General features: G+C 27.0%; 10 protein-coding genes and 1 other annotated feature. Of the genes, 5 read left to right on the top strand and 5 right to left on the bottom strand.

Features of this window, described 5'->3' with window-relative positions; genetic code table 11:
- Positions 1-32: 32 nt before the first annotated feature.
- Positions 33-743, bottom strand: coding sequence for a lysophospholipid acyltransferase family protein (locus tag AAT22_RS04870; protein ID WP_172655001.1), 711 nt, complete (start codon positions 741-743; stop codon positions 33-35).
- A gap of 140 nt (positions 744-883) precedes the next feature.
- Between AAT22_RS04870 and AAT22_RS04865 the strand changes: the two genes are divergently transcribed.
- On the top strand, positions 884-1726 hold the full coding sequence (locus AAT22_RS04865; protein ID WP_052953909.1) for a ComEC/Rec2 family competence protein: 843 nt from the start codon (positions 884-886) through the stop codon (positions 1724-1726).
- A gap of 64 nt (positions 1727-1790) precedes the next feature.
- Here AAT22_RS04865 and AAT22_RS04860 read toward each other — a convergent pair whose 3' ends face one another.
- Entirely contained in the window at positions 1791-2570 is a 780-nt protein-coding gene (locus AAT22_RS04860; RefSeq protein WP_047000437.1) for a ribonuclease H-like domain-containing protein, read from the bottom strand.
- Positions 2571-3043: 473 nt separating this feature from the next.
- Here AAT22_RS04860 and AAT22_RS04855 point away from each other — a divergent pair, with 473 nt between their 5' ends.
- Both AAT22_RS04855 and AAT22_RS18740 read left to right on the top strand, forming a co-directional pair.
- A complete protein-coding gene (locus AAT22_RS04855; RefSeq protein WP_016207113.1) occupies positions 3044-3265 on the top strand; it encodes a ferrous iron transport protein A in 222 nt (73 codons plus the stop codon).
- 58 nt (positions 3266-3323) lie between these two features.
- The gene (locus tag AAT22_RS18740; RefSeq protein ID WP_016207114.1) at positions 3324-3491 is read left to right on the top strand and encodes a FeoB-associated Cys-rich membrane protein; all 168 of its coding nucleotides are present in this window, start codon (positions 3324-3326) and stop codon (positions 3489-3491) included.
- Between the two features lie 51 nt (positions 3492-3542).
- Here the strand turns inward: AAT22_RS18740 and argS are convergent, their stop codons facing one another.
- From argS to AAT22_RS04840, 3 genes are all read right to left on the bottom strand, one after another.
- A complete protein-coding gene (argS, locus tag AAT22_RS04850) occupies positions 3543-5234 on the bottom strand; it encodes an arginine--tRNA ligase (protein WP_047000436.1) in 1692 nt (563 codons plus the stop codon).
- 61 nt (positions 5235-5295) lie between these two features.
- Positions 5296-5503, bottom strand: a binding site (T-box leader).
- A 154-nt stretch (positions 5504-5657) separates the two neighbouring features.
- Positions 5658-6305 (bottom strand): site-2 protease family protein, encoded by a 648-nt coding sequence (locus AAT22_RS04845; RefSeq protein WP_016207116.1) that lies wholly within the window; start codon positions 6303-6305, stop codon positions 5658-5660.
- Positions 6306-6423: 118 nt separating this feature from the next.
- Entirely contained in the window at positions 6424-7854 is a 1431-nt protein-coding gene (locus tag AAT22_RS04840; protein WP_016207117.1) for an LCP family protein, read from the bottom strand.
- A gap of 297 nt (positions 7855-8151) precedes the next feature.
- Here AAT22_RS04840 and AAT22_RS04835 point away from each other — a divergent pair, with 297 nt between their 5' ends.
- Both AAT22_RS04835 and rocF read left to right on the top strand, forming a co-directional pair.
- Complete coding sequence (locus tag AAT22_RS04835; protein ID WP_016209202.1) at positions 8152-8796, top strand: hypothetical protein; 645 nt, start codon at positions 8152-8154, stop codon at positions 8794-8796.
- 421 nt (positions 8797-9217) lie between these two features.
- Positions 9218-10123 (top strand): arginase, encoded by a 906-nt coding sequence (gene rocF, locus AAT22_RS04830; protein ID WP_016207118.1) that lies wholly within the window; start codon positions 9218-9220, stop codon positions 10121-10123.
- Positions 10124-10179: the final 56 nt, after the last annotated feature.

Here is a 10179-nt window from a genome sequence, read left to right as displayed (position 1 = left end):
TAATATAGCTTTTTACTATTTTTGTTCTATATTTATTTCTCTAAATTTTTTGCAATTTCTGATCTTACTTTTTCCATTAAAGATTTCTCTTCTTCTCTTGATAAGTTTTCTGTATATATTGGTTCTGAAAATGTAATTGTTATATCTATAGCCTTAAATTTACGGTCTATTTCAAAAGCTCTATAAGCTCCATCTATAGTAACAGGTACAATTGGAGCTTTTGCCATTGTTGCTAGCTTTAAGCTTCCTTTTTTAAACTCCATTAATTCACCATTTTTACTTCTTGTTCCTTCAGGAAATATAGCCATACTGTATCCTTTTTTTATATTCTCTGAACCTTTTTTTATTACTTTAATAGCTTCCCTTGCATTTTCTCTATCTAAAGGAACACAATTATATTTACTCATCCAATATCCTAATACAGGTGCTTTAACCATTTCCTTTTTAGCTACAAACCCCATACACTTTCCAACTGAATCTATTAATATAGGAATATCTAATATACTTGTATGATTACCTATATAGCAACATGGTACATTCGGAATATTTTCTTTTCCCCTTATTGTAACATTCATTCCTAATGCATTATGAATCGTATATCTTGCCCAATCTTCCCCTACTTTTCCACTATAATCTGTAGCAGCTTTTTCTCCTTTTGTTTTTTCTAAATACCATCGTTTAACAGCTTTAAGTTGCATAAATATCATATATATACCGTAACTAATTATTTTAAAATAACTCACTATTCTTTCACCACCAAATCTTACTTTTCTTCTATATTATAAATGCATATAATTTTTTCTTCAATTATATTTTTAATTTGTTAAGTCTATAATATATGTATCAGCTATAAAATATATTACTATTTTTAAGGAGATAACAATTGAAAAAGAAAATTATTTATATAACTTTAAATTTTCTTTTAATACTAATATTATTTCAATGTAGTATTGAAACTAATAAAAATATTGTATCTGACAATATTAAAGGAATGAATGTTCATTTCATTGATGTAGGTCAAGGAGATTCTATATTAATTCAAGTTAATTCGAAAAATTTACTTATAGACTCTGGTCCAAGTGCTTCTAAAGATAAATTAGTAAAATATCTTAATTCTTTAAAGATTTCTAAGTTTGATTATATAATAGCAACTCACCCTCATGAAGATCATATAGGAAACATGAGCTATATAATTGATAACTTTGAAGTTTTAAATTTCTATGCCCCTAAAGTAAACAGTAATACAAAAGCATTCGAAACCATGGTAGAATCTCTTGTGATAAAAGATTTAAAAATTAAAGTACTAAAGCCAAATATTAAGTCAATAGATCTTGGTGAAAATACTAAAGTTGATGTTTTTTCTCCTATATCTAATGAATATGAAAATCTAAATAATTTTTCTTCTATTATAAGGATTTCCTACGGAAATAATTCTTTTCTATTTACTGGTGATTCAGAAGAACTTTCTGAAAAAGAAGTTTTAAGCAAAGGATATGATTTAAAAAGCGACGTACTAAAGATTGGACATCATGGATCTTCATCTTCAACTTCAAAAAGATTTTTAGATGCTGTTGATCCCTACATCGCAGTAATATCTGCTGGAAAAGATAATAGTTATGGTCATCCTTCTCAAGAAGTTCTATCTAGATTAAAAGATTTAACTATTTATCGAACTGATTTAAATGGAAATATTTTAATAAAATCAGATGGTTATTCTTTGAAATGATAGATGCTCCTAAATAATTAGGAGCATCTATCATTTAAGAATTTATTCTTAAATTAATATTTAATTATTTTACTTCTTCTATTGTATGCTCTTCTTTAATTAAAGTTTCTTCTTCTTGTTTAATTGTATCTTCTTCAGTATCATTAACCTTTGATACATCTATTTCTTCTGTTTCTTGTATTGATTCTACTTGTTCTTCTTCCTCCTTCTTTACATATGCCTTCCAAAGCATATATATATTATATAAATTAGTTACATCTTGCTCATTATATAGGAGTATTGTTTCTATTTTTTCTCTAGGCATTCTTAAAATATATTCTCTATCTTTTAGCACTTTATTAAAGGTCTTTGCTAAATTGGAACCACTTATAAGATCTCCTTCTCTATGAATATTGAAGTCTTTCTCTAAATTTTTTAGCCCTATTGAGTGCCCCATTTCCTTTTCATATTCTCTTTGTATATCTATATCTTCAAATTCCCTTGAAAAATTAAATGCTATTCTATACTTCTTAAACAAATAATTTATTACAGTATAGTCGTTATTTCCAGAGAAAGTAACAATTGCCTTTTTCCCTTTTCTTTTCATATTAACAAAGTATCTTTTGGCTAAATCTAGTATTTGTATTACTTCGCCTTTATTTTCAATCATATACTGAGTTACATACAATTTATTATTTTCATAAATACACGCTCCAAAGACACCTATACATTTTGGTTTTTTATACACATAATGCTCTAAATCAAAAAATATTAATTCCTCCGGAGATCTATTTATTGAATCTGTTTTTAGCATAAAATCTCTTGCTAAAGAATCAACCTCTATTATATTTTCTCTAATAATCACATTACCACTCTTTCTTCCTTATCATTATCACCTTTAAATTCCCTGTTTTATCTTATAATATTATATCACCTTTTATAGCAATATAAAAACAAATATATGTGTTTCAATTAATAATCTACATAATTATAAGTTTTTAAGTTAATAGCATTGCTTACATAGAATAACAAAATTGAACTCATATATCTTTTAAATTTTTATATAAGTCACTGAAATACTAACTTAATAAAATATTTTAATTTTTTAAAGTACTTTATTAACTATGAGTTACTTATTGCAACTTATATAAATTTAAATATTCCTACTTATATAATATTATGTAATTTATTATATGTTCTCTATACTTATAATTATAATCTGTAAAAGAATATTTTTAATTTATGATTATAATTAATAAATTCTTAAAAGCATTGACTACTTTTTCACATTTTGTTATTATATTTGTATGATAATGATTTTCAATACGAGGTGACAGTATGAGTTTATGTGATTTAAAATTAGGACAAAAAGCTATAATAAAATATATTGATGGTGATGATAAGCTTGCCAAAAGATTATTAGCCCTTGGTTGTATTGAAGGTACGGAAATTCAATTTAAAGGAGTTGCACCTCTTGGTGATCCTATAATAGTTAATCTTAGAGGATTTGATTTAGCTATTAGGAAAAAAGATGCTAAAAATATCTTTTTATCTGTATAACCAAAGTATCCTTTATAATATCTATCATAAATATTATTTATAAAAAGAAGGTGTTTTCATGGAAATATTAATTACCTTAATTATTGTAGCCTTTGCTGGAACTACAATATATAAATCTATAAAGAAATCTTCTAAAGGTGGTGGTTGTAACTGTGGTACCTGTTCTGACCATTGTCCAATGTATGAAGATAATTCAAAGGGAATTAAATTGGCAAAGAAAAACTAAAAATAAAATGGCTTAATAAAATTAAATTAAATTTTATTAAGCCATTTTAAATTACATCTTATCTACAACTTCAATTCCTAATAAGGCTAAAGAATTTTTAATAACTTGACATGTTGCTTTTACTAAGCCTAATCTTGCTTCTTTTAATTCTTCATCTTCTAAATTTAATACAGAATGTGCATTATAGAATTTATTAAATGCTTTTGCAACTTCAATTGCATATCTTGTAACAATTGATGGTTCTAGTTTTTCAGTTGCTAAATGTATTTGCTTTGCAAATCCTTCTAAAGCTTTTACTAATTCAAACTCTTCCTTTGATGTAAGTTTAGAATAATCTGCATTTCCTTTAAGTTCTCCAGCTCTTGTTAATATACTATTTGCTCTTGCATATGAATATTGAACATAAGGACCTGTTTCCCCATCAAATGAAAGCATTTCTTTCCAATCAAATACTATATCTTTTTCTCTTGAATTCTTTAGATAAGTAAATACTACAGCACCAACACCTATCTTCTTAGCTACTTCCTCTTTATTATCTAAATCTGGATTTTTTTCATTTATTACTTCTAAAGTTTTATCTATAGATTCTCTAATTAAATCATCTAATAGAATGACCTCGCCCTTTCTAGTTGAAAGTTTTCTATCTGCAAACTTTACAAGACCAAATCCTACATGGACACAGTCTTTTGCCCACTCATGTCCTGCAAGCTCTAAAACCTTAAATACTTGTTTAAAGTGTAAAGCTTGTGGTGTCCCAACTACATATATGCTCTTATAGAAATCATATGTTTTCTTTCTATACATGGCTGCTGCTAAATCCCTAGTTGCATATATTGATGCTCCATCACCCTTTAACACTATACACGGAGGCATATTATACTCATCTAGCATAACTACTTGCGCTCCATTACTTTCTACTAACAAATTCTTTTTCTTTAACTCATTTACTACAACATCCATTTTATCATTATAGAATGCCTCACCTGCATATGAATCAAATTTAACATCAAAAATTTCATATATTCTTTCAAACTCTTTTAAACTTAAATCTCTAAATCTCTTCCATAAGGCTTCTACTTCTTTATCACCATCTTCTAATGCTTTAAAATAAGCTCTTCCTTCATCTTCAAGTGAAGGCTCTTTTTCTGCTTCATCATGGAATTTAACATATATTCTTAAAAGTTCATCTATAGCATTCTTTTCTAAAGCTTCTTCATTTCCCCATCTTTTATATGCAGATATAAGTTTTCCAAATTGAGTTCCCCAATCTCCTAAGTGATTTATTCCCTGAACATTGTAACCTTCTTTTTTAAAGATCTTATATAGAGAATTTCCTATAGCTGTTGTAAATAAATGCCCAACATGAAATGGTTTTGCTATATTAGGTGATGAATATTCAACACAAATAGTTTTTCCTTCTCCAATATTAGATGAACCATATTCATCTCCCTCTGTTAATACTTTTTCTATTGTATTTTTAGTAAATATGCTTTTATCTGCAAAAAAATTAACATATGGTCCAATATTAGTTATCTTTTCAAATCCTTCATTACTTATTTTACTTGCTAATTCCTCTGATATCATATTAGGAGCTTTTCTGAAAGCTTTTGCTAGTTGAAAACATGGAAATGCATAATCTCCCATATCGCTCTTTGGTGGAATTTCAATTAATTTCTCTATACTTTCAATATCCATATCAACATGCTTACTTATTGCTTGCGCAACTTTTTTCTTGTAATCCATTATTATATCCTCCTTAAGTTTCACTATTAATTAAAAAATAAAAAATCCGTCTCTTAACTAAATAAGAGACGGAAAACTTCCGCGGTACCACTCTGATTGCATAAAATGCCACTCAATGCTTTAACGCAGCAATACGAACTATCCTACTAATAAAATTTCAGTAGCTATCTCCAAGACTCTCTTCCTAATACTCTATCTTATAAGGCTTACACCAACCCCTTACTCGCTTAAAGAATTAAATATAGTACTCTTCTCTTCATTGATATTAATACTTATTTTATTTTAATATAAACATTATACATAAACAAAACTTTTATTGTCAACATAAAAGGTATATATAATAATTCATAATTAGTAATTATACCTTATCAGTATAAATATTAATCTTGCAATAAATACATCAATGTCTTTTTATAAACTTTTTTAAAATATTAATCCTAAAATTCCAAAAGCTATTTTACTAAATAATTCAATTATTAAACCTGAAGGTATTGCTAATATATATCTTCCTAATAAGACCACCCCTATAAGAATAAACATTTGATATTGATAAAGAATATCTGCAACTTTATAAAAGTTTTTAGGACTTAGCTCCTTAAATAATTCAAATCCTGCAAGACCAGGAAGTGGTATTAAATTAAATACAAATAAATTTATATTTATTATTGATATATATTGTAAAGCCATGCCCACAATATTGTATGATGATGAAGGAACTATTTTATATGCTGTAATTGCCCATAATCCATATATAAACATAGCAATAAATCCTACTAACAAATTTGCAAGAGGTGCTGCCATAGTTACCTTTATTGCATCCTTCTGTCCCCTTTTGTATGCCCTTGGATTAGTATCTAAAGGCTTAGTCCATCCAAAGCCAACTAATAATATCATTATAAAGCCCATTAAATCTATATGAGCTGCTGGATTTAATGTTAATCTACCTTGAAATCTTGGTGTTTTATCGCCTAATTTATCTGCTACTTTAGCTTTGGCATATCCTTGTGCTACAAAAGCTATTAATATTGCTGGCACTGCCAATATCTTATTTAATAAGTAATCTACTCCCATCACTCTACTCCTCCTTGTTCTTTTTATGATTATATCATATTTATTAAAGCAAAGTTTATATTTACATTTTTTTAATAAAAAGAAGCTTTACTTAGAAGTAAAGCTCTTTAAAACTTTATTAATTTTGAGGTTTATCAGAATTATTCACATTATTTTCACCATTTGTTGGTGGATTCGTTGTTCCTCCTGTTGGTGGGTTCGTTGTTCCTCCATCTGTTGGTGGATTCGTTGTTCCTCCTCCTGCCGGTGGATTCGTTGTTCCTCCTCCTGCTGGTGGATTCGTTGTCCCTCCTCCTGTTGGTGGATTCGTTGTTCCTCCATCTGTCGGTGGATTCGTTGTTCCTCCTGTTGGTGGTTTAACAACATCTTTATCTGGTACTGGATCTATTACCTTTTCTTCATTTTTATCATTATAATCTTCTGGCTTTATGTTATATAATGAATTATATCTTGCTTCCTCTGCATTATATCTTGCAGCTGCATTTTCTACTGATAATAAATCAAATTCTTCTGGATTAGGTGATTTATTCTTAAATATAAAGTCATAAAGTATCTTTGAGTTTTGCTCAAGATCTATTAATAAACACCATCCTCTATCCTTATATAAATTATCTCTTGCTATAAGTTCAGCTTGTGGTATTTGTAATCTCTCAAAATTTAAATTAGGCAATTTGTAAATTGTATAAGCTAAATTTAAAGCTTCTGGTATATCTATATTGGTTTTTACATGTTGTGATAATGTATTAGCTACTCCTACATACTTAATAGGATTAACTTCTTTGAGTTTTGAAGCTACTTGATATAATACTGCTGATTGTCTCTCGCCTCTCTCAAAATTCCCATTACCAACATATCTAATCCTTGCATATGATAAAGCTTGTTGTCCGTTTACCTTTTGAAGTCCTGTTTCAGTAATTGGAGGAGAATTTACACCTGTTGATTCACCTATATATTTATTTACTTCCTCTATTTCATAATCTTTAATATCAACTTCTATTCCACCGATTTCATCTATTATAGCTTCAAATCCCCAAAAATTAACTATAACATATTTATCTAAATGTAAATTAAAGTTTTGTTCTATAGTTTCCATTAGTAAGGCTGCTCCACCTTCTGAACCACGAAGTTTTCCGTTATCATCTTGTTCAGAGCTTCCAAAAGCAAAAGCTGCATTTATTTTATTTTCACCATATTCAGGTATATCAACTAATGTATCTCTCATTATTGTTGTTAACTTAACATTTTTATTATTATTATCTAAAGTGGCTATAATAATAGAATCAGACCTTGCTGGTTCATCTAATGTTCTTCCATCAGTTCCTATTAATAAGACATTTGTAATTCCATCTACTTCATTATAGCTTGCTTCCTTTTTAACTTCAGGCTTATATTCCACATAAATTCTATTTCTCAAACTATTATACCACCATAATGCTGTTGCTATTATTATTGCTAATACACTTAATACTGATATTAATATAATTTTATTTCTTGTTTTCTTTTTATTCTTAGATTTTTTTCTCTTCTTCGTTAACTCATTCTCGCTCATCCAAATTCCTCCCTTTACTTTACCTTACTATTATATAACTAAGATTTATATTCTTACAACAATATCCATTAAATTATACTAAATTTATTTGTCATAATTGTTACAAATATATAACAATTATATGTTTTATATGTTTTATATGTTTTATATGTTTTTCAATTATTTACTTTAATTATTTACTTTATATGAATTATTTACTCTATATAAATAAAAATACTTTATAAAAAATGAAATATTTCATTAATATAGTTTAATTTTACACTTATTTGGTAATAATAGTAACAAGGAGTGATAAATATGGATAATTCAAATAATAATTTAAATTCAAAATCCACAAGTGGAAATTTAAATAAAAAGCAAAAAGCTGCTATATTAGTTTCATTTATTTCTTTATTAGCTATCTGTTTTTGCCTAAGCTATTTTATAACGGATTATTTTACTAATCCTAATAGATTAATTAATAATGAAGAAGCCGAAAATAAAACTGTCTATAGTGAAAATGATAAATATTTAGATGATAATATTTATATTACTTTAAAAACAAATGATAATATAGATATGTCAGAAAACTTACTAAACTTAAAGAAAAAATTAAATTTAGATGATAATCTTACTAAAGAGGCTTTATCAGAGAAACTTTCTGATGATGGATACGCTCTTTATGAATGGGATAATAATAAATTAATTTACACCCGTGATTCATCTACAGATATTAATAAATTTGAATCAAATAAATATTATTTAGGTGAAGAAAATGGATATATAAGCTTATTTAAAACAGATTCGAATGGAAATATAATAGAATCTGAAAAAAAGGTTTACTCAAATTCAAAACCACTAGCTAATTTACCAGAAATAGATCAAAATTATATAAAAGAAAATAAATTCTCATTTGATACAAAGGATGAAGCATTACAAAAATTAAGCGAAATGATTTCCTAATTATTAAAATATTTACTTTACTTAAATTATGCATATAATTTAAGTCTTAAAACTGCCGTATAAACTCAACTCTATCACGTTTATACGGCAGTTTTTTATTAACTTTTTATTTAAATTTCTTTATTATATGGAAATTCCTTTTTAATTTATTACTATATAGAATAACATAAATTATTAAGGGAATAAATAAATTATATAAATCAAAATAGAATCTATATTTTTCTTTCTATTTTGATTTTTTTTCACATTTTAAGACAAAATAGTATAAATATAATATGTATTTAGTTAAATTTTCTATATAAAATTTAAAAATATAAAATTGTAATAAATTTTTTATATTTTTTTATTTACTTATTTACATTAAGCTATTAATATATATTTATTGCCCTAAAAAATTTATTCCAAATCGGAGGTTTGTTTTATGAATATTAGTATTATTGATATGCCTATATTCTATGGATGTGATAATCCTGGAGTTGAAAATGGGCCAAAAATTTTAAGAGAGAACAACCTTCTAGATATTTTTAATAAAAGCCACCAAGTCTGTGATATGGGCGAAGTTCATGTAAAAAATGTTTCTTCAAATGATAAATACGCAGCTAACGCAAAAATGAAGTATTTAGATGAAGTTGTGAGATCAAATGTTGGACTAGCTGATAAAGTTTATGAGTCCTTAAAAAATTCATATCTTCCTTTAGTTATTGGCGGAGATCATTCATTAGCAATTGGAAGTGTTGCTGGCTCAAGTAAATTTTTTGCAGAAGATCTTGCAGTAGTTTGGGTGGATGCTCATGGTGATATAAACACACACGAGACTTCCCCATCTGGAAACATTCACGGAATGCCTTTAGCTAGTTCTATGGGAATTGGTCATGAAGTTTTAACCAACCTTTATTCCTCTAGTAAAAAGGTTAAACCTGAAAATGTATTTTTATTAGGTTGCAGAGACTTAGATTTAGGTGAACTTGAATTAATCAAGGAAAATAATCTTAACGTATGGACCATGAAAGATATTAAAAATAAGGGCATAGAACTTGTATTAAAAGAATTCTTAGAAGCTATAAATAGAAACAATGTGAAAAACATTCATTTTAGCTTTGATATTGATAGTTTAGATCCTACTTATGTTCCTGGAACAGGAACACCAGTTGAAGATGGATTAACTTTTTCCGAAGGAAAACAAATAATTGAAAGTATAATTAGTACTTCATTAGTAAGGGCCATGGATTTTGTTGAATTTAACCCTAACTTAGATGATAATAAAAAAACATTAGAAACTTGTCTTGAATTATTAAAAGTTATATCAAAGGCTTTTGAAGGAAAATAAATTTTAAAATAACTAATAGTAACCTATTAGTTATTTTTTCAGACTGCTGACAAAGT

The organism is Clostridium sp. C8, from assembly GCF_001010885.1.
GTDB lineage: Bacteria > Bacillota > Clostridia > Clostridiales > Clostridiaceae > Clostridium > Clostridium sartagoforme.
This window is presented reverse-complemented; position numbering and strand designations above follow the sequence as displayed.

Coding starts and splice junctions, on each gene's coding strand:
- AAT22_RS04845 (WP_016207116.1), bottom strand. CDS start 6,305: ATGGGAGTAGATTACTTATTAAATAAGATATTGGCAGTGCCAGCAATA.
- AAT22_RS04840 (WP_016207117.1), bottom strand. CDS start 7,854: ATGAGCGAGAATGAGTTAACGAAGAAGAGAAAAAAATCTAAGAATAAA.
- AAT22_RS04855 (WP_016207113.1), top strand. CDS start 3,044: ATGAGTTTATGTGATTTAAAATTAGGACAAAAAGCTATAATAAAATAT.
- AAT22_RS04835 (WP_016209202.1), top strand. CDS start 8,152: ATGGATAATTCAAATAATAATTTAAATTCAAAATCCACAAGTGGAAAT.
- rocF (WP_016207118.1), top strand. CDS start 9,218: ATGAATATTAGTATTATTGATATGCCTATATTCTATGGATGTGATAAT.
- AAT22_RS18740 (WP_016207114.1), top strand. CDS start 3,324: ATGGAAATATTAATTACCTTAATTATTGTAGCCTTTGCTGGAACTACA.
- argS (WP_047000436.1), bottom strand. CDS start 5,234: ATGGATTACAAGAAAAAAGTTGCGCAAGCAATAAGTAAGCATGTTGAT.